The organism is Maridesulfovibrio salinus (assembly GCF_055394525.1).
The window spans coordinates 1,186,151-1,208,491 of sequence record NZ_AP042461.1 but is presented as its reverse complement, the minus strand read 5'-3'; the positions used below and the strand labels follow the sequence as shown (position 1 = coordinate 1,208,491).

The 22,341-nt window shown below is 46.3% G+C and carries 19 protein-coding genes and 2 tRNA genes; 15 read left to right on the top strand and 6 right to left on the bottom strand.

Going from position 1 to position 22,341, the window contains the following annotated elements:
• Positions 1–375: a 4Fe-4S dicluster domain-containing protein gene (locus tag ACZ5PW_RS05345; RefSeq protein WP_464558668.1), complete on the top strand. Its 375-nt coding sequence runs from the start codon at positions 1–3 to the stop codon at positions 373–375.
• Positions 376–494: 119 nt separating this feature from the next.
• Here the strand turns inward: ACZ5PW_RS05345 and ACZ5PW_RS05340 are convergent, their stop codons facing one another.
• From ACZ5PW_RS05340 to ACZ5PW_RS05320, 5 genes are all read right to left on the bottom strand, one after another.
• On the bottom strand, positions 495–1,364 hold the full coding sequence (locus tag ACZ5PW_RS05340; protein WP_464558666.1) for an RluA family pseudouridine synthase: 870 nt from the start codon (positions 1,362–1,364) through the stop codon (positions 495–497).
• A gap of 157 nt (positions 1,365–1,521) precedes the next feature.
• Positions 1,522–2,823 carry a TRAP transporter large permease gene (locus tag ACZ5PW_RS05335; protein WP_464558664.1) on the bottom strand — a complete coding sequence of 434 codons (1,302 nt, stop codon included), beginning with the start codon at positions 2,821–2,823 and terminating at the stop codon, positions 1,522–1,524.
• Between the two features lie 18 nt (positions 2,824–2,841).
• On the bottom strand, positions 2,842–3,339 hold the full coding sequence (locus ACZ5PW_RS05330) for a TRAP transporter small permease (RefSeq protein WP_464558662.1): 498 nt from the start codon (positions 3,337–3,339) through the stop codon (positions 2,842–2,844).
• 69 nt (positions 3,340–3,408) lie between these two features.
• Entirely contained in the window at positions 3,409–4,434 is a 1,026-nt protein-coding gene (locus ACZ5PW_RS05325) for a TRAP transporter substrate-binding protein (RefSeq protein WP_464558660.1), read from the bottom strand.
• A 125-nt stretch (positions 4,435–4,559) separates the two neighbouring features.
• Positions 4,560–6,209 carry an FG-GAP-like repeat-containing protein gene (locus ACZ5PW_RS05320; RefSeq protein WP_464558658.1) on the bottom strand — a complete coding sequence of 550 codons (1,650 nt, stop codon included), beginning with the start codon at positions 6,207–6,209 and terminating at the stop codon, positions 4,560–4,562.
• 381 nt (positions 6,210–6,590) lie between these two features.
• Here ACZ5PW_RS05320 and ACZ5PW_RS05315 point away from each other — a divergent pair, with 381 nt between their 5' ends.
• The 8 genes from ACZ5PW_RS05315 to ACZ5PW_RS05280 all read left to right on the top strand — a co-directional run bounded on the left by ACZ5PW_RS05315 (position 6,591) and on the right by ACZ5PW_RS05280 (position 13,179).
• Positions 6,591–7,847, top strand: a complete 1,257-nt coding sequence (locus tag ACZ5PW_RS05315; RefSeq protein ID WP_464558656.1) for an RsmB/NOP family class I SAM-dependent RNA methyltransferase — start codon at positions 6,591–6,593, stop codon at positions 7,845–7,847.
• A gap of 15 nt (positions 7,848–7,862) precedes the next feature.
• Complete coding sequence (locus ACZ5PW_RS05310) at positions 7,863–8,639, top strand: class I fructose-bisphosphate aldolase (protein WP_464558654.1); 777 nt, start codon at positions 7,863–7,865, stop codon at positions 8,637–8,639.
• 139 nt (positions 8,640–8,778) lie between these two features.
• Positions 8,779–8,854, top strand: a tRNA-Val gene (locus tag ACZ5PW_RS05305).
• Positions 8,855–8,897: 43 nt separating this feature from the next.
• Positions 8,898–8,974, top strand: a tRNA-Asp gene (locus tag ACZ5PW_RS05300).
• 407 nt (positions 8,975–9,381) lie between these two features.
• Complete coding sequence (locus ACZ5PW_RS05295) at positions 9,382–10,557, top strand: CDP-glycerol glycerophosphotransferase family protein (protein ID WP_464558652.1); 1,176 nt, start codon at positions 9,382–9,384, stop codon at positions 10,555–10,557.
• A 388-nt stretch (positions 10,558–10,945) separates the two neighbouring features.
• Entirely contained in the window at positions 10,946–11,251 is a 306-nt protein-coding gene (locus tag ACZ5PW_RS05290) for a hypothetical protein (RefSeq protein WP_464558650.1), read from the top strand.
• A gap of 238 nt (positions 11,252–11,489) precedes the next feature.
• Complete coding sequence (locus tag ACZ5PW_RS05285; protein WP_464558648.1) at positions 11,490–11,825, top strand: zinc ribbon domain-containing protein YjdM; 336 nt, start codon at positions 11,490–11,492, stop codon at positions 11,823–11,825.
• A gap of 403 nt (positions 11,826–12,228) precedes the next feature.
• Positions 12,229–13,179, top strand: a complete 951-nt coding sequence (locus ACZ5PW_RS05280) for an L-lactate dehydrogenase (protein WP_464558646.1) — start codon at positions 12,229–12,231, stop codon at positions 13,177–13,179.
• Between the two features lie 166 nt (positions 13,180–13,345).
• Here the strand turns inward: ACZ5PW_RS05280 and ACZ5PW_RS05275 are convergent, their stop codons facing one another.
• A complete protein-coding gene (locus ACZ5PW_RS05275) occupies positions 13,346–13,804 on the bottom strand; it encodes a chemotaxis protein CheX (RefSeq protein WP_464558644.1) in 459 nt (152 codons plus the stop codon).
• 454 nt (positions 13,805–14,258) lie between these two features.
• On the opposite strand from ACZ5PW_RS05275, the gene ACZ5PW_RS05270 reads away from it, so the two are divergent.
• The 6 genes from ACZ5PW_RS05270 (at position 14,259) to ACZ5PW_RS05245 (ending at position 22,325) form a co-directional block, all read left to right on the top strand.
• Complete coding sequence (locus ACZ5PW_RS05270) at positions 14,259–15,959, top strand: glutamine--tRNA ligase/YqeY domain fusion protein (RefSeq protein ID WP_464558642.1); 1,701 nt, start codon at positions 14,259–14,261, stop codon at positions 15,957–15,959.
• 211 nt (positions 15,960–16,170) lie between these two features.
• The gene (hydF, locus tag ACZ5PW_RS05265; protein WP_464558640.1) at positions 16,171–17,676 is read left to right on the top strand and encodes a [FeFe] hydrogenase H-cluster maturation GTPase HydF; all 1,506 of its coding nucleotides are present in this window, start codon (positions 16,171–16,173) and stop codon (positions 17,674–17,676) included.
• Between the two features lie 34 nt (positions 17,677–17,710).
• Entirely contained in the window at positions 17,711–18,724 is a 1,014-nt protein-coding gene (locus ACZ5PW_RS05260; RefSeq protein WP_464558638.1) for a BMP family lipoprotein, read from the top strand.
• An 18-nt stretch (positions 18,725–18,742) separates the two neighbouring features.
• Positions 18,743–21,124: a response regulator gene (locus ACZ5PW_RS05255; RefSeq protein WP_464558636.1), complete on the top strand. Its 2,382-nt coding sequence runs from the start codon at positions 18,743–18,745 to the stop codon at positions 21,122–21,124.
• Positions 21,125–21,127: 3 nt separating this feature from the next.
• Positions 21,128–21,445 carry an Hpt domain-containing protein gene (locus tag ACZ5PW_RS05250; protein WP_464558634.1) on the top strand — a complete coding sequence of 106 codons (318 nt, stop codon included), beginning with the start codon at positions 21,128–21,130 and terminating at the stop codon, positions 21,443–21,445.
• A 106-nt stretch (positions 21,446–21,551) separates the two neighbouring features.
• On the top strand, positions 21,552–22,325 hold the full coding sequence (locus ACZ5PW_RS05245) for a YkgJ family cysteine cluster protein (protein WP_464558632.1): 774 nt from the start codon (positions 21,552–21,554) through the stop codon (positions 22,323–22,325).
• Positions 22,326–22,341 lie beyond the last annotated feature (16 nt).

The following is a 22,341-nucleotide window of genomic DNA, read 5'->3' as shown; positions in this document are numbered from 1 at the left end:
ATGCTTAACATGACTCCCACTGTGCTCAAGAACCTCTTGTCCAAGAGCTCCACACGCATGTACCCCGTGGAAAAGCGTGAGCCCTTTGAAAGATACAGAGGCAATCTGTTCAACAATATTGACGAGTGTATCTTCTGCAAAAAATGCGAGATGAAATGCCCGTCACAGTGTATCACTGTTACCAAAGATAAAGACAGCGGAACCGGCACCTGGACATGCGATCCCTTCGCATGTGTCTACTGCTCAATCTGCGTCGATAACTGCCCGACCAACTGCCTGTATATGGAGCCTGTTCACCGTGCTCCTTCAGCAGAGCGAGAAATGACCGAAATGGTCGGCAAAATCAAACCTCCCAAGAAAAAAGCCAAGAAGTAATTCAAAGCTTTAGTTCGAACTACAAAAAGCCCCGCAGCAGATGCCGCGGGGCTTTTACTTATTTCAGAACAGACATTATTTTTTTGCCCACATAAAAAGACATTAAGAAATAAATTTACTCAGACTGGCCTCTTTTTCATGGCCTTTGAAAGGTCAACATCCCATTGCGGTAAGGACTCCGCAATAAACCATTCAGTTTCGATTCTCCAGCAATGCAGAAGCATTGGTCCGGTTTGAGTGCTGCCATATTTGACATCCCCCCAAATGGGAAATCCCCTTGAGGACAGCTGAACCCTTATCTGATGCATTCTTCCGGTATGGAGCTTAATGAGCAGGATAGATTTATCTTTGCCACACTGAAATGGAAAAGCAGAGGAGAGAGCTTCCTTCCCCTGCCCGGTTACGACCTTTTCCTGACCGGGACGCCCCGACTTCTCAATAAAGTCGTGCAGGTCATGCCATTCGGAGTACAGCCAGCAACCGGAGACAACGGCGAGATAATATTTACCGCCCTTCCCGGCTGAAAACATGTCTGAAAGGTTCTTCTGTCCCTCATGACTCTTGCCTGCCAAGAGTACCCCGGAGGTATCACGATCAAGACGGTGAGCAGGGGCAGGTTTGTACGGTAAATCCGAGTACATTGAAAGCAAACGGGCCGCGACACTGTCCTCATGGCCTGTCCCGCCCTGCGTAGGCAATCCCGCAGGTTTATAAACAGCCAGATAATCAGCATCCTCGTAGATAATTTTCAAGGGTGGCAGCTTAACAGACTTCTTCTCACTGGTTCCGTGGGGAGGGATTCTTACCACCTGCCCCTCCTTAACCAGATCAAAGGGCTTGCAGCGACCTTTATCCACCCGCACATTACCTTTTCGAATCCAACGCATAACAGCCGAACGCGGGATATCGCTGCCCACTCTCCTTTCCAGAAAACGGACCAGTTTCTGCCCTGATTCGGCCCTGGTTACTTTTACAAATTCAGCTGACATATAAAATGATGCGCTTTTGTAATGTTATACAATCCATCTGCCTGACAGACAAAGCATACTGCTCGGGACTTAAGTTTAATAAGAGAGAACAGGCGATCTACTTTGTAGTCCAAGTCGAGTGGCTCAACACAACTCTCAATCAGATTTTACCGGACTATCATAATAGTCCGGGCAGGAAAGTAACTGTTGCCGGAAACATCAGCATAAGGGCAACCAGAGCGGCGTAGGCAACCATAAAATAACTCACACCGAGAAATACCCTGTCAATTGCAACATCTTCAGCCATAGAAGCAACTATAAACGTGGTCACGCCAACCGGCGGGGTAATTGCCCCCATGGTGGTCACAATAGTGATAACAACTCCGAACCATACCGGATCATAGCCCATTGCTGTTACAATGGGGAAGAAAATGGGGATGGTGATCAACAGAAGCGCAAGAGCATCCATAACCATTCCGCCAATAATATAAATCACGCAAATAAGAAGAATGATCACAGTTGGCGGTATGGGAAGAGCCGCAACAAAACTTGCAGCCTCAAAAGGAATACGTGTGACAGCAAGAAAACGCCCGAAAATTACAGCTCCAAGCATAACCATCATGATCATGCAGGAAACCTTGAGAGTATCAACCACCGCAGCAGTGAATTTTTTAAAAGTCATCTTACGAGAAAACAGACTGATCAAAAGAGCAAATGCCGATCCGGCAGCACCTGCTTCAGTAGGAGTGAACCATCCGGCGAACAGTCCTCCCATAACCAGAATGAACAGGATGACCATCTCAATGGAACCGGGCAGCGAGGCCAGCTTTTCCTTGAAGGAGACCTCGGGGCCGGCAGGACCCCAGTCCGGATGCTTCACACACATGAGATAAACGGTCAGCAGAAACAGAGCACAAAGAAGAATACCCGGAACAACTCCGCCCATAAACAGCCTGCCAATGGACTCGCCTGTCTGCAGGCCGATAATTATCAGCACCACACTGGGTGGAATAACTACACCGAGAGTTGCTCCCGCCGCCACCGATCCCGTGCTGAGGATCGGATTGTAATTGAATTTTTTCATCTCGGGCAGGGCCACCGTAGACATCGTCGCAGCTGTGGCTGTGTTGGAACCGCAGATAGCGGCAAATCCGGCACAGGCCATTACTGTAGCCATGGCGATACCGCCCCTGATATGTCCCATCCAGGCATAAGCTGACTTATAAAGCCGCTCGTTTACTCCAGAATAGAAACATATCTGCCCCATAAGGATAAACAGAGGGATGACTGTGAGGCCGTAGGAAGAAAACACGTTCCAGACTTCAGTCCCGAGCATTCCGTAGGCGGCCTTTAAATTGAGGACCTTGGCAAAACCGATAAAGCCGATGATACCCATGGCAAACCCCACAGGAATACGCAAAAGAAGAATAACCAGCAGCAGGCAAAGAATACCTGCAATGCCTATAGTAATTGGTTCCATGATATTTACTAATCCGCCTTAAACGGGCTTGAGCGGCTCCTGACCGCGAAGGGTTCTGACAACATCCAGCAGCAGGACAAAAGACATGGCCGCACAGCCGAAAGCGACTGCAAACACAAAGGGATAAAATTTAATCCCCAATGTTTCGGAGACCTCTCCCAGATCAAACAGAAACAGCCCCCACTTATAGGTTTCATTAGCGCAGAATACGAAGAACACACACGAAGCCACGCCGGATATGATGTCCAGAATTTTCTGAACAGGTGCGGGAAACTTTCTGAACAGAAGCCCCACGGCTATATGGCTGCGGTGCAGTTGCGAGAATCCCAGAGAAAAACCTGCGGTAACAGCTCCGAGAAATCCCATCAGTTCAAACGTACCTTTAACCGGCACATAGACAGCCCGTAAAAACATATTGGCACAAGCCAGAACAATCATAACAGTAAGGGCCGTCCCTGCCACGCCTGCGAGGATACGGCATATCCAGACTGCTGTTTTTTCGAGAATATTTAGCATTTCTTTAATGAAAATCTCCCCGCCGCCTGACGGTGGGGAGATTTGAATTCTTGAGTATTATGGTTTCGCCTACTTAGCTTCATACTTATCACGTGATGCCTGAACATCGGAAAGAACCGCCGCTCCATCAATTCCCTTGGAATCGGCTTTGCTTTTCCAATTTTCAATAAGAGGCTTGGTCTTTTCCTTGACTGCGTCCATATCAGCATCAGACATCTCGATAATTTCAATGCCGTATTTCTTCTTGGACCATTCCAGAGAATCCGCCACATGCTGATCCATGTAGTTTCCGGTCCACTCAGCCTGTTCACGACTTAAGTCGTTGAATACCTTCTTTACATCATCAGGAAGAGCATTCCATGAATTTAGATTCATTATTACCGCAAAGGGGTAAACAGCTGTGTTGGTGACAGTTTCGTAACGGCATATTTCAGCAAAGTTGAGATCTTTAAGTACATCAAAAGACGAGAAAAGTCCTTTTACCACGCCCTTCTGCAGGGCCTCAGGAGTTGCTGACATGGGCATGGAAACCGGAGTTGCACCGAGGGATTCAAGAATCTTGGACAAAATACCCGAAGCACGAAGCTCCATTCCCTTCAGATCTTCAAGAGACCTGACCGGAGTTTTGGTCATCAGGTTTGAAGGAGCGGAAGTGAACATAGTCAGAACCTTGAACCGTTTGAATTCCTTGGGCTGGTATTTTTCATAAAGATCCCAGAGAGCAAGACTGGCTGAAGTCGAGGTCGTGAATCCAAGTGGAAGTTCAAAAACAGAACAAAGAGGGAAAACACCGGGATGATAAGCCAGACTGATACAACCGATATCTGCCTGCCCCTGCATTACACCACGCAGGGTGTTTTTTGCTCCGAGCAGTGTGGACCCGGGATAGGTCTGGACCATAACTTTGCCGCCGGTTCTTTTTTCTACTTCCGTTTTCCAGCGTTCCATCTGGACACAAGGAAAAGTTTTGGCCGGTGGAAAATTTGCATAGCTAAGGCTTACTTCAGCAGACTCGGCTGGAATTGCGGCTAATAACATGGAAGCACAGACTGCCAGCGCGGCAATTATGCCGGTTATTTTTCCGGTTCTGATCATGGTTCCCTCCCTGTAAGGACTTACTTTTGGATGTGCATCTGCAACGGCTCCAGAACAGGAACCGCCTGTGATAAGTATATATAAAAGCAGGGCCTCCCGGGCAAGCCGGGAGGCCCTTGTAAACACTATTTTTGACCGAGATTGAGCTCGTAGGCGATAACAAGAGTCTTTCTGTACTGAACCCCCAGAGAACCCGGGTAGGTATTGAGTATGCAGTACAGTTCATCATCGCCGTCATTATCAATATCGGCGATACCGTAAGAGGTTACACTTCCTTTGATTCGACGGGTTTTCCAGGCCAGACTGAGGCCTACGCCATCCCAGTATTCGGAATGGATTTCTCCGTTGGAGAAGCTCTTATAGTTAGAAAACACACGCCCTGCAACGGTAAGGTCCTTGTTCAGCAGAACCTCTTTTTTGGTGGGGTCGGTTATGGTGGCCACAGTAACCGGCATGGGGAGATAGTAGTAGTTCTCCATCTTTTCACGCTGGTTTTCACTGCCCATTCCCCTGATCTTGGCTGAAACTTCAACCTTAACATCTACAGAGTTGTAGGTATCCTGACTTTCATAGAGAGGGGTAAGGTTTTTATCAAACATGTTTATCCGGCCATATTTGTTGATGACAAGAATCTTGTAATCATCTCCGCCCAGAGGCAGATAAGTCAGGTTATATACGTTGGTAAATGGCGGAACTGTCATTTTCTTTACAGGAACAAGCCTTCCGTCTGAAAAGATGTATTCCATCAGATCCTTGGAATACAAGGTCCGGCTGGAATCATAACGCTGGCCGATGATCGTCTCAGTAAAGTTCGGCGGAATCCTCACAACCGAAAGGAAGTTGCGGTCGCGGTCAAGCAGCACCTTGGGAGACTTTCCTTTGAAGGAAATGATATAAGAATAAGGCATTTTTTCAATCGTTGTAGTGAGAACAACTTCCGAGACACCATCCTTATCCACATCAATAGGGAAAATTCTCAGCCCCTCCGCGCGGTGAGAGTATTTATATGAAAAATCCTCAATCAGTCTCTGCTGATTGATTTTAAATACTTTTACATCCTCATCAGACAGGATAACAATATCATTTTTGCCGTCTCCGGTAACATCAGCAACAAACCCGCCCCGGTTTACCACTTTAACGCTCTGACTGCGCCAGCGTCCGGGAGTTTCGGTTCCACCCTGATATCTGAACTGAGGGTTGATCTTGCTTTCAAGAACCTTGCCGGCACTTGTTGCACTAATGAACTCAGGGTTAACGGGGCTTTCAGGGCGGGAGTCTTCTCTAGCCTTCTCTTCAGCAGTCTTTTTCTTGCTTCCCGGCTTCTCGAAAAGCTTTCCCTTGATTTCCTTGGCCATATCATCAAGGGCAGGAATAAGTCCGGAAATAGTAGTCTTGGTGCTCTGCGGCCAGGACTTACCGTCCTTGTCGATCATGCGCAGGTCAATGGAAGCTTCTTTTCCGAGAATGGTTATAGACCCCAATGCCATGTAGTCTGTACCCAGACGTTGAGCACTTTTGATCTCTTCGACTTTAGTCTTTGGCCTGTCAGCCAGCTTGAGATCCCTTGCTCCGGCTACAGGCTCGAAATGCCCGGTCCAGTTAAGCCGTGAGATAAGCATGGTCTGGATACCGCGACTAAGATACTTATACTGATCAGGTCCGTTGACCTCGAAAGGATAGACCGCGTAAGTACGGGCTTCAGCAGCAAAGGAAGCTGTTGCAGCGAAAACAGAAAGGACAACCATAAAAAAAGCTGTCAAACGTCGAAACGACATAAACGAAATCCTCCGGATAAATATAACTTGGGAACATATATAATCAGTGTTTACAGTGAATTGCTCACAGTAATCGAGATGCGGACCTCTTTGGCCGATCACTCTCAATCAAACATTTCTCAGAAATATGGTAAATCCGCTTGTAGCAGCTTATGTAGCAGGACGTAAAGCCCAACATGGATAGCAGTATACTGTCACTTGTCAAAAGAATCAGCCTGATTTATTCGTCTGACTTGTGGTTTTGAAGACACAAAGCTTCGAGACTTATGATTTAAAACAACTTTATTTTACATTTCAGGATAGTATAATAATAAATCTGCCTTTTACACACCCCCGGGCTTTGACCTACCTCTCGAATAAGCATGTGGGGTGTACAATATTATGAAAAATGACTCACGCACTTTCAGACTCGTCTGCTCTGAAAATAATACCCCCGCAGTGGAAGAGCTTCTGAGGGCACAGGGTTTTGAATTCAGCCCTGAACCATTTTACTCCATGGCCCGCGTTCTTGAGAAAGAACCATTTCCTCTTGGAGAATCCATCGCCGCCAGATTCGGGCGGATCTACATTCAGGACCGTTCATCAATGCTGCCCCCGCTTATGCTTTCCCCACAAAGAGGGAATGTTGTATTGGATATGTGCGCAGCTCCCGGCAGCAAAACCGGCCTCCTTTCGAGAATGGTGGGTAAAGAGGGATTTGTTTTGGCAAGTGAGCCTTCCAGCGACAGACTCTCCCTGCTCCGCCAGACTCTCAGAAAAAACCAGTCCGTGAATACCGCTACGGTCCACTATGAATCCCAGAAACTGCCCCTCCCCCCTGAGAGTTGGGAGATCATCCAACTGGACCCGCCATGCAGCGGCTGGGGGACACTAAATAAAAATCCAAAAGCAATGGATCTTTGGAAGGATGAAAAGACACTCCCTCTGGTTAAACTTCAAAGACAACTGCTACGCAAGGCATATAAGTTGCTTGCTCCCGGAGGAAGACTTGTCTACTCGACCTGCACCACCAATATTCAGGAAAACGAAGAACAGACCCGGTTCGCAAAAGATGAGCTGGGTTTTGAAATATACGACCTGCCTCGACCGGAAGGATTCAAAATAGCCGACCCGCTGCTGCCGGATATGGGCGGAGTTCTCAGGGTTGACGGTTCCGGCGGCGGACAGGGTTTTTATATGTGCGGATTGAGGAAGCCCGGAGAAGCCGAAACATACGTTCCCGGAACCTGCAATCCCCCCGGTAAAAAACTGAACATAAAAAAGACCGAGATACCTGCAGCAGTTGACCTCGGAGCTCTTCCTGACGGCGATATATATGAATTCAGGGATAAGGCCATGTTTATGAACCGCCACGCACTGGAAATATTACCCGCAGAACTCCGCTGGCAGGGGTTCTCAATTGGCAAACTTAACAGAAACCGTTTCCGGCCTGATCCATACGGAAGATGCATGCTCCCCGAAAACCCGGACTCCTCGGCTCTTGTGATCGAAAAGGCTGAAGACCTTGCCAATCTGCTTTCCGGCCAGAGTTTACCGGGCCCAGCAAAAGGGAAAGGGCCAGTGGGACTCTATTATAAAGACATGCTTCTGGGATTTACCGGCAAAAAAGGCAGCCGTTATATCTGGACCGAAAAATAGTTAAGGATAATTAAAATGAATGGAACTACACGCCGCATGAAGCGGCTTTTTGATAAAGAAAGTGGAAATACTTTGATTCTGGCTCTGGATCATGGGGCCAACGATGGAATGATTGACGGACTGGGAGCAATCCCCTCCATCCTGCAGGCCCTGCCTGCATCAGGAGTTCAGGGGGTAATCCTAAATAAAGGTCTGGCCAGGCACTACGGGGAACTTGTTCCGACCGATGTAAATCTTATTATTCAGCTCAATGCGGGGACCAAGCATGGTTCCCCGACCTATAACAAAAACATTGTCTGTTCAATTCAGGAGGCGCTGCGCCTTGGAGCGGACGCCGTCTCCGTGCACGTCAACATCGGCAATGAACTGGAAGACAGGATGCTTGTGGACCTTGGCGAGATAACAGATGAAGCACACCAGTCTGGTATCCCGGTTCTGGCAACTGTCTTTGCCAGAGGCAGCCAGATCATTAATGAACATGATTCCGCGCTGGTCGCTCACTGCATTCGCATCGGGGCAGAGCTCGGACCAGATATCGTTGCTGTACCATACCCAAACAACGGCGATGCCTTCGAAAAAGCGGTTAATGCCAGCCCGATACCGGTCCTTGTAACCGGAGGCCCGCTCGGCCAGAGTATGGAAGGAGCCCTCAACAACACTCTTCAGGGGCTGAACTCAGGCTGCAGAGGCTGCTGCATAGGCCGAAATATCTTCCAGAATGAAAAACCCATAGAAAGCATGAGTAGATTCGCTGAAATTGCACACAAAAAGCATAAAAAGTCAGACACTTAGAATTTATTTTAAAAATATTCAAAAAACCGTTTGACAAAAGAGGTCTACATCGGCAGTATCCCTCCTCGTGGCAGTGAGCAACACCGAATGGTGACAGACATTCAAGGGGCTTACAACAAGTTGCCGCAAGACTATAAGTGGGCGGATAGCTCAGTTGGGAGAGCATCGGCCTTACAAGCCGAGGGTCACAGGTTCGAGCCCTGTTCCGCCTACCACTAAGTCAAAAAGCACTGTATAACGTGCTTATCATATATATGCGGAGCCGTAGTTAAGCTGGTTATAACGCCGGCCTGTCACGCCGGAGGCCGAGGGTTCGAGTCCCTTCGGCTCCGCCACTTTTCCGAAAAGGATCTTAATCGTTTAGATTAAGGTCCTTTTTCTTTTTGGTGCATCGGACACAAGAAAGAGGAATTAAACATTATACTATTAAAAAAATCTGCGATTACGCTCTTGCTGCCAGGATCTTATCTCGTCATATGAATCCAGACCCTGTAATAACACTTCACATCATTCCCTACCGAGTTGCCATTGAATCCACTCAGTCTGGCATTCATAAAGCCGGTAGAACGATGATGGGCACGGGAAAGCCGCCCCCAGAGACCTAACCTTATATTCAAACAAAAAACGACATCGTCAAGCTACAGATCAGAAAACTACCAATTGTATTTAAAGTTTAATTTCAGTATCATCGGAGCAGTAAGCGCTACACAATCTATCAAGCCGCTATCAAGATGGGAAAAATATGCCAAAAGACGAACTACAAAAATTACGCGAATTCTCGGCTTCAACTCCAAAACAAAAGAACCTTTCCCTGTTCTTCGGTAGAGCCGGCGGATACTTTATCGACAATGTAAAATATTTTTATATATATTGTGTTCAAAATCGCCCTGAAATGAATTGTTTTTTTGTCTCATTCGATAAAAAGGAAGTCGACAAACTGAGACAGCAAAACCTCCCGGCGTTATGGCTAAACGACCCTGAAGCTTTATCTCTGCTGGCGAAGGCTTCGCTCGTAATAAGTGATGACTTCAGCTGGAAAACCAATGAGCAGTTGTGGGCTATACTTTCTGAAGCGGTATCGATCCAACTCTGGCACGGGATTCCATTGAAAGCAATCGGGTTTCCTGAAATAAAATCAACAGTTAACATGAATCCTGCTAAAGCCGAACACCTGACTTTCGCCTACTCCGGATACAACACTGTTGTATCAACTTCACCATATTTCACTGAACACGCTTTCGGAAAAGCTTTCAAAGCCAATGAATTTGTTGAATCAGGATACCCGCGTAACGATGTTTTGCTGCGTCGCCCGGGGAAATATGACATGATCAATGCAGACAGCGAACTATATATGGAGATGGTAAAATTCCGCAAAAGCGGGGGCAAGGTAATCTTCTTCATGCCGACTTTCAGAGATACCGGCGGCGGCCCATTTGAAGATGGAGCTATTGACCTTGGTCGGCTTTCACGATTCTGTCAGCAGAATGGAATCCTTTTTGTATGCAAGTTCCACCCTTACCTGAGCATAGGAAGTGTGGAAATGCCTCCCAATATTGTCCTGATGGATCCAAAAAGCGACGCCTATCCCCTGCTTAATCTCTGCGATGCCCTTTTGACGGACTACTCTTCAATATACTTTGACTTCCTGCTTCTGGACCGGCCAATCATCTTTTATGCCTACGACCTTGAAGATTACATCAGCAAAAACCGGGAACTCCTTTTTGACTTTGAAGAAATGACACCGGGAAAGACAGTCACAAACGAAAATGATTTATACTCTGCTTTTGAAACTATTGTGGTCAAAAAAGAAGATACCTACTCTGAAAAACGTAGAAGATTAAAAGAACTTTCATTTACTCACTGCGACGGCAAGTCATCGGAAAGACTGGCCAAACACATTATGGAGAGATATCTTTAGAGGACTTGAGCTGGAGAATATATTAATAAAAGCACTATCATGACAAGCTGCCTGTCCATCTTGATAAATGTCCGAGTGACCATCATTTCCGGGCGGAATTCAACCTATCCAGTCTCAGGCAGACGAAGTCTACATTTTCCGGAACAGTGCCCTTAGATTCACACTTCCACACCCGCTTCAAAATATTACCAAATAGCTGATGTTTCCAAAACCAATGTTTATGAGGTTGACTAATCCTCACTTGGAATTAAAATTACAGAATAAGATTCAATAAATTCTGGCCGGATAGCCTTCAATATATAATTTCAAGCAATGCAGCGCCATGTTAACGTTAATTAAACTATTAAGACAACCTGCCAAAAGCAAGCCCCCCTCTCAGGACAACGGCATGAACTACATAATTAAGATATTAACTTTGATCGCAATTTTAACCATCCCGGCAGGGTTAACCCATGCTGGTGAACTTCAAGTGGGGAATGATCTGGTTATAAACAACAACCCCTCTTCCGGGGAAATAACCACTCAGAGCCGCATCGATATGCTCTCCAAACCCTATGATGATGTTAAGTTGTCAGATGATGTCAGTGCAGGATTCATATCCGGCCGAGAAGACTACTCCATGGATAACAAGCAAAGACTGCCGGCCAAGAAAAAAGGTCGCGAAGTAGGCGTAGGTATCAGTCTAAGCTTCTGATTTTGTTTGGTCATGAATATGTTTTGGTCATGCTTGCCCTCAACTCAAAAAGCGGTCATCCGAACTCAGTAAATTCCTGTTATACCGCAGTTTCAATTATAGAAACAGGTAACAATCATGCCTTTTACTGTCCGGACATAATCTGATACAGAACAGTCCAGTTCGAAGGAAAAATCACACTTTTCAGTGAAAATCCCTGCAAGCAGAGGGAAAAACAAGTATAACAAGTTGGATCATAATGGAAAATTTACCTAACTGCCCGCAATGTAATTCTGAATATGTATACTCTGACGGAAGCTCCCTTATCTGTCCCGAGTGCGGCCATGAATTTCATGCCGAAGACGTGGCGGAAAAAGTTTATAAAGACGCCAATGGCGCCGTTCTCGAGGATGGCGATACCGTCATTGTTACTCAGGATCTTAAAGTGAAGGGAGCCTCTTCTTCCATTAAGAAAGGGACCAAAGTAAAAAACATCAGGCTGATTGAACCCGAAGACGGAGTTCATGACATCTCATGTAAGATTCCCGGATTCGGAGCCATGTATCTCAAGACTTCCATAGTCAAAAAAGCCTAGAATCAAGTAGGAGAGGATGCCGCTAACCATAAGAGGCATCCTTTCTAATCCACACCCTCTCCCTGAAAAAAACTCTGCCGCTTTTTATATTGCTCCCCCTATTTACAGGACATATATCCCAGTTTTATCCATAAGATTCTGAAGTTATTATTACTGAGCATTCAGAATAAGCCCTGTTTTTTGCTTGGTTTCAGTTCAGAACATTCTCAGACTCGTCAAAATACTGATTTAGCCACATCCAGATAAAGGGATTAATCTTTTAAGGTCAACCACTATGGTGGTAAGGTTGATTTCTATTTATTCATTTTTCGACTGCTTTCTTCTTTGATTTACGCTATGGAATATTCATAACTGAAAAAATGATCTTATATTTTTTTCACATAACGACACAGGAGGCTCAACAATGAACACCAGAAGGACAAAACTGGCCCTCATCGGGACAGGAATGGTTGGAGCGGCCTTTGCCTACGCCCTGACAATCAAAAGACTGGTAAATGAACTTGTACTCGTGGACCTTGACAGAGACCGCGCGGAAGGGGAGGCAATGGACCTGCGCCATGGTCTGCCTTTAATTGGGCCCATGGAAATAACCTCGGGCAACTATGAGGACTGCGCAGGTGCAGACATAGTTGTAATCACTGCGGGAGCCAACCAGAAACCGGGACAATCACGCCTGGATCTTCTCAAGATAAACGCTGATATTGTGACCGGTATAGCTGAAAATATCCTGAAGTACGGTGGCGAACCGATAATAATAGTAGCTTCCAATCCTGTAGATGTGCTGACTCTGGACCTGCTGAAAAAAAGCGGTCTTCCCAAAAACAAAATTATTGGTTCAGGGACGGTTCTGGACAGTTCGAGACTTCGACAGATTCTGGCCCAGAAACTGGACGTTGATGTCCGCAGCGTCCATGCCCATGTTATTGGCGAACATGGAGATTCCGAGTTGGCGGTATGGAGTCAGGCAAACATTTCATGCGTGCCCCTGGCTAATTTTTTCGCACAGCGGAAGGTCCCTTTTGATTCAAAAATAAAAGAAGAAATAATGAATCAAGTCCGCCGAGCGGCTTACGAAGTTATCGACCGCAAAGGAGCGACTTCCAATGCAATCGGCGTAGCCCTCTGCAGAATAGTTGAAGCCATAATCAAAGATGAAAAAAGCGTGCTCACAGTATCCACAGCAGTTGAAGGATTGCACGACCTGCCGGACGTATCCCTCGCCATGCCTTGTATTATAGGGGAGAACGGGATTGAAGCAGTGCTGGAGTCGCTTTTGGACAGTGAGGAATACAGGACTCTTCACCAATCTGCGGAAATACTCAAAGGGCATGCCTCAAATCTGGGACTGATATAAACTCTGCATGACGCATTACTCAGAATTGCAGTTCTCAACCGCCATCACACATAAAAGTATGAATATAAGCGGCAGCAACAAGAAAATAAAAAAGTCCTCGTCATAAGGCGAGGACTTCTATCAATCTTAAAGAAAGCATTTTGCTTCCGAAAAATAATTACTTATTTTAATCAAAACCGAATTCAATAGTGAATCCACCATGGTCGGTCTTAAAGGGAATGGCCATTACGGGGCCGGCTGTAACATGTGCTATTGTATGATTATCACCCATAATAACTGTGGGAGTTGATCCCTGAAGCTTATAGCCCATCTCTGTAAGCCCGGCTCTGGCCTGACCGGAAACCATATTGGTAATTTCGCCCACTGCGTCTTTGACATCCTGAACAATATCCTGAATATCGTCCCCGAGCATGTTTTTGACTATCTGGGCAGCACATGCCTTCTCGAATGAAATTGATACACTTCCGTTCACATTTCCAGTGAAACCGACGATTCCTGTAACATCGCCGGTGGCAACGTTCCCCTTTTTAACAAAGGGTTTTCCGGCTGTAGGGGTAATCATCGCCATCATGGTCAGGATATCCGATGTTGCCTTGATGAAAGGTTTAGCCAGTTCTACATTCATATATAGACTCCTTAAAAATGTTAGCGCCTCAGTATCAGAAAATTGTGGCTATCCAGCATATTTCGCAGTTGGACTCTTTGGCTGCTAGTATATAATTACAGGTACTTATCAACTCCCCAACCTGACAGAACAAACTGGTTAGCGAATTGTTAACCGTATCCTTACAACAATTTAGCAGAAAAGGAAATTATGAACAAACCCTTTAACCAGTGCGTCTTGAACTTTAAATGAATAAATTTTCAACAGATTATCTGAGAAAGGTTACATTTTTCAGACATCATTTCTAAAGATCAGAATTAATGGTGAATTGAGGTGGCTTACCCGGGCTCAATGTTTGACCGCGGGACCATTTTTCCGTACTTAAATAGGTCACATGGATCGAATAAAGCTGTAGAATTGAAATCAGGTTAAATTTCAGTCCCTGTAATGAATACAATAGTAAGGATAAAAATAAATGTCAGAAAATAAAAAAGAAACCAGCGTTGGGAAAAATTTTATCACCGCAATTATCGATGAGGATAATGAAACCGGTAAATATGAAGGCCGGGTGGCAACCCGCTTTCCTCCGGAACCAAACGGTTACCTCCATATAGGACACGCAAAATCAATCTGTCTGAACTTCGGAATTGCCAGAGACTACAACGGGACATGCAACCTTCGTTTTGACGATACCAACCCGATCAAAGAAGAAACCGAGTACGTTGAATCCATAAAACGCGATGTGCACTGGCTCGGCTTCGACTGGGAAGACCGGATGCACTACTCTTCCGATTATTTTGAAAAGCTCTACGAATTTGCGGTTCAACTCATCCGGGACGGAAAGGCCTATGTGGACAGTTTGAGTGCCGAGGAAATCCGTGAATACAGGGGCAACCTGAAAGAACCCGGTAAGAACAGCCCTTATCGTGACCGTTCCGTTGAAGAGAATCTGGAACTTTTCGAAAAGATGAAAAACGGGGAATTCGCGGACGGAGAGCATGTACTCCGAGCCAAAATAGACATGGCATCTCCCAACATAATCCTGAGAGATCCTACAATTTACCGTATCAGAAAGACTTCCCACCACCGTACCGGGGATGACTGGTGTATCTATCCCATGTACGATTTCACCCACTGCATTTCCGATTCACTGGAAAAGATCACCCATTCAATCTGCACCCTTGAATTTGAAAACAACAGGGCGCTCTATGACTGGGTACTCGAAAATCTCGGGATATACCGTCCTCAGCAGATCGAATTTGCCAGACTCAACCTCAGCTATACGGTAATGAGCAAACGCAGGTTGATCCAGCTTGTTGAAGAAGGACATGTTGCGGGCTGGGACGACCCCAGAATGCCGACTATTTCCGGCATGAGAAGACGTGGATACTCTCCGGCATCCATCAGAAATTTCTGTGAGCGTATCGGCGTTGCAAAAGCTGCCAATATGGTTGATTTTGCACTTCTTGAATTTTCCGTGCGCGAAGACCTCAATACCCATTCCCCAAGATTCATGGGTGTCATCAACCCCATCAAGATGGTTATCGAAAACTATCCCGAAGGACAGGTTGAAGAATTTGAGTGTCAGAACAACCCCGAGGATCCTGATGCAGGAACCCGTCCTGTTCCGTTTTCAAGAACCCTTTATATCGAACGTGAAGACTTCATGGAAGACGCACCCAAGAAGTTCTTCAGGCTTTCAGTTGGCCGAGAAGTACGACTGCGCGCCGCCTACTATGTCACCTGCACAGATGTAATCAAGGACGAGAACGGTGAAGTCGTTGAGCTGCGCTGTACATACGATCCTGAAACCCGTGGCGGATGGTCCAATGACGGCCGCAAGGTAAAAGGTACAATCCACTGGGTGTCTGTTGAACATGCAGTGCAGGCAGAAGTCCGCCTTTACGACCACCTCTTCACCAAAGAGAACCCCATGGATAACAAGGACGGCTCGGATTTCAAGGATCATATCAACCCTGATTCCCTTGAAGTGCGCCCTAAATGTTATGTGGAACCAGCACTGGCCAACGTTGAACCGGGATTCCGGTGCCAGTTTGAGCGCGTTGGATATTTCTGCGCAGACCCTGATTCAGCTCCGGGCAAACCGGTTTTCAACCGTACTGCAACACTACGCGACACCTGGAAAAAAATTGCAAAAAACACCCAGAAAAAATAATTATCCTGTAAAACATTATCGATAGAGCCTTAATGCGGGTCCCTGAATCAGGGTCCCGCTTTTTTTGTTCAGGACATCTATTCTCGCTCATATGTGCTGATTTTCCAGACGTAATATATATAGATGAAAGATGTCTCCAAACGTGCTATTATTCGGCGAAATTAGTAATTGATCATGTTGATTCGCTGTATTTTGATCCGGAGGTTTTAGAATGAGTGCTGAACCGAACAGTTCCAAACTCGCAATTGCAATTGCCGGCAGAAGCAACGTCGGCAAATCCTCTATTATCCGAGCGCTCTCAGGGATTGAAAACGATGAGCTCAGCCCTGTTGCCCATGAAGATGAAATGTACCCCCTTACCAGAGCGGAGATACATCCCCTGGGACCGGTCACCATTTACGATACCGATGCCCACATGCCGGGAGATGACAGAGCCCGGGCCATAAGAGATGCTCTTTACAGTGTCGATGTTGCCGTTATCGTTACCGATGATTCGGGCATCCTTGACGAGGAAAGAGAACTGACATCTCTCCTTATTGAAAGAGGAATCCCCTGCGTAATGGTTTTTAACAAGGCTGACATAAGACGTCCCAGCCTTGCTGATATGGAATTCTGCGGTTCCCGCGGAATCCGTTTTGTTGCGACCTCTACAGTGGACGGACGCGGCATCGACCGGCTGACAAAGTCCATAATGGCCCTTGCTCCTGAAGAGAACATGCTTGACCCCGTACTGGCCCGGGATTTGATGGGCCGGGGGGACTTTGTTGTCTGCGTTGTTTCTGAAGAGCCCGTATCTCCTAAAGGCCGCCTGGGACTGCCTAAATCCCAGGTTCTGCGTGAAATTTTAGACGCAGGAGGAATAGCGGTGATAGTTAAGGAAGGAGAGCTCTACCAGACCATCTCAGGACACAAAAGACGCCCTGCTCTGGTTATTGCCGACTCTCAGGCAGTAAAAAAGGTTCTTGATACGGTTCCGGAAGATATTTCACTGACAACTTTTCCCATCCTTTTTGCCCGGCACAAGGGTAACCTTGAACAACTCGTACAGGGAGCCAATGCTATTGACAGCCTTAAGGACGGAGACAAGGTACTAATTGTTGAGGCATGCCCTCACCACCCCAAAGCCGAAGATCTGGGTAAAGAAATGATTCCGGCGCGCATAGCCGGATATACCGGCCGCAATATCATTTTCGAATCCAAGACAGGATGCGGTCTGCCGATCGATCTTGCCGACTATAAACTGGTCGTCCATTGCGGAGCCTGTATGGCTGACCGGGCTGATATGTTGAGACGCATAAGGGATTGTGACCGTCAGCATGTGCCTATCACCAACTACGGTCTTGCCGTAGCCAAGGTTGACGGCACACTACAGCGGCTGATTGAGCCATTTTTCAAGGATGAGGAAGAAGAGAGAAAAGTACTGACCGGGAAAATCAATGTATACAGGGGTAGTAACTCCAAGGCGATGCATCTGGTGGTTCCCGCCGAGATACATCCAGAAAAAGCTGTACCTTTCAACTTAATGTATCTTTTCGGTGATACTGAGGTAACCAAAAAACATATAGGATTCGCATCGCTGCCTTTTGCCCGTGGAGGGCAACAGAAAATACGCAAATTCGTGGATGAGCACGGATATTGTTTTTACAAATGGCCGGGCAGGGTTCTGGGAGCGGATTTGGGTGGACTTCTGGAACAGGAAGAAGCTAGCGCGGATTAGTTTACGGCCCTTTAAGTCCGGGGGAAGCTACTTTATGGAATCACATGTTAAATATCTGAAAATGATCGTTGCCTCATTGGGCATCATTTTATTTACCCTCTGCCCTTCCCTCAGCCAGGCTGAAAGTGCGGTGGTGGGGTTTATTGCCAGTGGGAAAATTGTAGATGATGATTCTTTCAACTGGATGACTGTGACCGGACTTAACAGGCTTAAACGTAAATTTGATATCAAAGTTGAAGTCCGCCACGGAGGTTTCAGCTATGATGAGTTCAAGAAAGAAACAGACTCACTCCTTGCAGACAACGCGACTATAGTAATAATCAACAGCTCCAACAATCACCAAAAGATAGCAGAATACATCAGTAACCATCCCGAAGTTATCTTCATAATGAATGATGCCCGGATAGACGGATACAAAAATCTCTCCTCCATATCCTACGGACAATGTATGGGGTCCTGCCTGGTCGGGGCACTGTGTGCATGGCAGACCCAAACCGGTAAAGTTGGTTTTATCGGGGGCAACGAGCATCATGTCATCAAGGACTTCCTGGACGGTTTCAGACAGGGAGTACAATTGTCCGGAAGGGATGTAGATATTGTCGTGCAGTTCATCCGCAAAGGAGTTTCTGCAAAAGGATACGAAGATCCGAAACAGGCGAATATGATTGCCCGGGGGATGTACGCATCAGGAGTTGATATTATCTATTCTGTGGCCGGGCTTTCAGGTAATGGTGTTATTCAGGCTGCCAGTAAAACAGGTAATTATGTGGTGGGAGTAGACTCCGATCAGGATTTCATGGCCAAGGGAACTGTTTTGACCAGTATGATGAAAAGGCTTGACGTGGCAGTCTACAATGAAGTGCTGTCTGTACTGGAAGGACGCTTCTCCCCCGGCATAAAGGAATACGACCTTTCAAATAACGGGGTCGGACTCACAGAAATGAAATATACAGAACATTTAATATCAAGTGATGTTAAGCGCAGGCTTTCTGAGCTGAAAGAACAGCTGGCAACAGGGGCAATACGACTGGACTGCAAGGCCAAATAACACGGGATGCAGCAAAGAATGTTTAATTTTCTTAGTATCAGATACAAAATAGCTTCAGGACTGTTACTGGTTCTGGCTGTAATACTTATTCCGCTCGGTTTTCTGATAACTGATTACCGGCAGTCGGAAATCCACGATTCCTTGACATCGCAAGGAGACAGTATTGCTGCCTTAGTTGCCTCTTCAAGTGGGGAAGCCATTCTCAAATTCCAGAATTACCGCATGGAGGAACTGGTCAAAAGCGCCTGCTCTTCAGATGAAGTGGTCTTTTGTGCCGTATATAATCCAGGTGGAGAAATATACAGCAAATGCGAAAAGGAAAATAAGGATTCCTCCAGTAACCAGATTGTTTATGCTGAAAAAAGAATAATCCGGGACGGGGAATACCTGGGATATGCAAAAGTAGGGGTTCTCAAAAAAAAGAAACTCGAAAGTCAGGAATTTGTAATTAACTACCTAACCCCGCTTCTTCTGGGCTCAGCTCTTATCGGCAGCCTGATAACCGCTTTTTTTCTTGGCAGGTCTATTGTTTCCCCGGTGATCCGCCTTTCCAAACAGGCCAAGGGGATTGCCTCCGGTAATTTCGGGGAATTTGATGTTAACGACAGAAAGGACGAACTTGGAGAGCTTGCCTCCTCGCTCAACATGCTGGCTCGAAAGTTCTCTGAAATGCAAGCCGACCTTGAAGGGAAGGTGTCCAGCAGGACTGAAGATCTCACAATGGCCAACCGCAAATTAAGCGATGAAGTCCTGGAGCGAGACAAGGTTGAAAAACGTCTGAACGCAACTCTGGACCAGCTGTCATTTACTGTTAAGGAACTGGAAAAATCCAAGGATAAAGCTGAAAAATCAAGCCGTTTTAAAAGTGAATTCCTTGCAATGATCAGCCATGAGATCAGAACTCCCATGAACGCAATTCTGGGCATGGGCGACCTGTTACTTGAAACCGAGCTTGATCCGGAACAGATGGGATATGTGGAGATTTTCAGAGGATCGGGTGAACTGCTGCTGAAAATAATAAACGATATTCTGGACTTTGTTCAAATAGAATCCGGCCAGATTGAACTGGTTCCGGTTCCGTTTGATCCTTCGAGGGATATGCAGAGTGTTTGCAAAAGCATGGCCCATTCCGCCAATGCCAGAGATATTGAAGTCATCTGTGATGTTGATTCTGATGTACCGGGACAGGTCGTGGGTGATCCGGTGAGGGTGCGCCAGATTCTAATGAATATAGTTGCCAACGCGGTTAAATTCACCACCTGCGGCGAAGTTGATGTCAGGTTGAGCCTTGAAGAATCCGGTACAGACTTCGACCGCCTGCTCTTTACGGTAAGAGATACCGGAATAGGAATCCCCGAAGGAAAGAGAGGAAACATTTTTGAAAGTTTTGTGCAGGCAGACGGCACCACTTCACGGGAATATGGTGGAATAGGACTGGGGCTCGCTGCGGCCTCAAGGCTGGCAGACCTGATGGACGGAGAAATCTGGTTCGATAGTAAGCGCGGTAAAGGAACGGTTTTTTATTTTTCCATTCCTTTTAAGAAATCAGCATATGAAACAGGCAGAAGTGTTGCCGACTTTTCCGGGATCAAAGTCCTCCTTGTCGACGACAACAGAACTGTCCGCGAGGTTTTAAGCAGAAGGATGCAGAACTTCGGAGTCAAGGCTTCTGCAGCTTCAGACGGCGGAGAGGGGCTCGAGTATCTCAAAGTGGCTGCCGAAACAGGTGAACCTTATGATATAATCATAGCTGACAGCGAAATGCCGGATATGACCGGAGTGGATTTTCTGTCAAAGGCCCAGCAGGATAATATCCTCAATGGTCTTGTGGCAATGATGTTTTCTGCCGGATGCTCAGAAAAAGAACGCCGCAATGCCCGTATGCTTGGAGCCGAATATACCCTGATAAAACCGGTCTTCGATGCAGACCTAATCCGCTGTCTTAAAGCTGCCACGGCAATTGAACAACCAAGTCAGGACAGACCCGGGCAGGAATTGCATATTCTGCTTGTTGAGGATAATGAAGATCACCAGCGCATCCTGGAGCTTTTCATCGCGGACACCGGCGCTCAGGTAACCCTCGCTGTGGACGGACTTAAAGCTGTCCAGCTATATTCGGACAACGACTATGACCTTGTCTTCATGGACCTTGAACTTCCTGTAATGGGAGGTATTGAAGCTGTCGGCAGAATTCGCGAATTTGAAAACGGCAATTCAAAAGACCGCACTGTCATAATTGCACTGGCAGCCCATGCATTCGACACTCACCGTCATGACTGCCGGGCGGCAGGATTTGACGGTTTTATAGCCAAACCAGTCCGCTGGGACACTATCCGTTCTGCAATTGCCTCTGTTTCCGGGAAAAGAAAACTCCCGGCAGACATCAGACTTACGGAGTAGACTATGATTTCCGAAAATTTTTCGGACCAGAAATTATTTAATATCGATGAAGACCTTCGTGAGTTGATCCCTCACTTTGTTGTCCACCAGTTTGATGAACTGCAGATGATGGAAAAAGGCCTTGAATCCGGTAATCTTGAAGAAGTTGGCAGACTGGGACACAGCCTAAAAGGTGCCGCCGCCAATTTCGGACTTGAACCGCTATGCAGGTTAGGAACGGCAATTCAGGATGTATCAAAGCTTGGAATGACGGAAGCCCTTGAACCTCTGGTCCGAAAATACCGGGTATACCTAAATGAACTGAGAGAACAGGTCAGTTAATTTCTCTATGTGATTATATCTGAAACAAGCAGGCTGCAGCCGAGGCTTTTATTAATCAGGTGAGATTTTTTAGAGTGCCGGGTTTAAATTAGGTCAGGAGATTGATATGGGCAATAGTCTGGATACAATTGTAAATAATATTCTTGGGCATTCACTTGATCTCTTCAGGGAACACCCTGAAATGCAAAAGCTGCTGAAGGATATGAGTTTCGCGGTTTGCGCGGACCTAAAGGGAATTGATCCCGGAGAGAATCTTTTCCCGAAATTACTGACCGATAAAGGGATTGATTTCTTTGAAGCCAATTTCAATGCATTTCTGGGACAGATTCAAAGCATAGACCCTGCTTTTAAAATTGCATGCAAATCAGGATGCTCGTTCTGCTGCTCTTCGCATATCACAATAATGCCGCAAGAGGCTTTCAATATATGCCTCCATCTGGCCCGTAACTATTCAACAGACGCATTCACCGAAATAGCTGAACAGTGCTACTCCGCGGCTAAGGAACTGGAAAACACTACTCTTAAAAAATATGCCGAAACATATTTCAGCCCATGCCCGTTTCTTATTGATAATGAATGTTCAATCTATGAAGTAAGGCCCATAGTCTGCCGGAACTGGATTTCTTCAGACGTAGAAATATGTAAACAAAGCTACGCTTCAAAAAATAAAGTCACCGTACCTCAGAATTCACTGATCATGGTCCAGAAAGATCTTATTTATGCCGGACAGGCCGCTTACCTTTCGGAATATAATATCAATGGGCAGATATGTTCTTTCCTCCCACTGCTGGGAGAAGTAATGGCCGATTTTGAAGGAATGTACAGCAGATGGCTGGATGGCGAAAAACTGGAAGGACAATTCAATACAGACTCAAAATAAATTTTTAAAAAGGCTC